1 protein-coding gene is annotated in these 950 nt (G+C 69.5%); it reads left to right on the top strand.

The annotated features are described in order from the left end of the window. Positions 1-164: 164 nt before the first annotated feature. The coding region (locus EHS43_RS45200; protein ID WP_148104371.1) for a hypothetical protein at positions 165-950 on the top strand (786 nt) is incomplete at its 3' end.

Raw genomic sequence — 950 nt, 5'->3', positions numbered from 1 at the left:
GTGCGGGGCGGCGTGTGGATCGAGCATGGTGGACTCCTGCCGAACGTCGGATGTCGCCGGTTGGTGTCCACCACCGTTGGGGGCCGTTGATTGACTCGGTAGCAGGGCCGCCGAAGGTGCTGGCGGTTCTGTGGGGGGAACAACGCAGGGGGCATGGGCGCGGCATGGCGCAGAAGGACAGCCGGCGAGCGGGCCGGCCGATGAAGCCGATCGATGAGAGTCTGCCGGGCACGGTCATCACATGGCTGCGGCTGTGGCGGACGGTGGTGCTGGTGCCGCTGCGGGCCGCGGACCCGCCGTGGACGCTGGAACGCATATCGTCCGAACTGACCCGCCGCACCGGAGAGGAACAGGCACAGGGCGGTGCGCGCGCCGATGTGTCGGGCACGGCGAAGGCGACGCTGCAGCGGTTCTTCTCCGGTGAGCGGGTGCCGGCCCGGGATGTGGTGCAGCACCTGCTCGACATCGCGGATGAGACCCTCCTGCCGCCGCCCACGCGCGAGCAGGTCGCAGGCTTGTGGGCTGCTCACCGGGCGGCACTGCACACCACCTTCCCTCTCCTCGCCGACCTCTACGACGCGCTGGACCAGCGGGATGCGGCGCGCGGCCGCGCAACAAACCTGCAGCACGAGAAGGCCCGGCTTCTGGATGATCTGACGTTGTCCCGCAGGCAGGAACAACGCCTGGAGGTCCTGTTACGGCACTCTGCCGCCGAACTGGAGCACGCCCGGCAGACCGCGATCATCCGCGACGACGAAGCCCGCCGCGCCCAGGGCGAGGCGGAGGAACTCACCTGCCGTCTCCGCGAGCTCCAGGAGCAGTACGAGCAGTCCCAACAGGACCAGATGCGCCTGGAGCGGGAGATCGGCCTGCTGCGCGAGCAGGACAATACCGACGCTCTCACCCGCCGCATCACGGACATGCAGGCCGCTTTGGCCACAGTGCGGGAG

The organism is Streptomyces sp. RP5T (genome assembly GCF_003933965.1).
Taxonomy (GTDB): domain Bacteria; phylum Actinomycetota; class Actinomycetes; order Streptomycetales; family Streptomycetaceae; genus Streptomyces.
The sequence above is the reverse complement of the archived record's forward strand: the minus strand, read 5'-3'. Positions and strand labels throughout refer to the sequence as shown.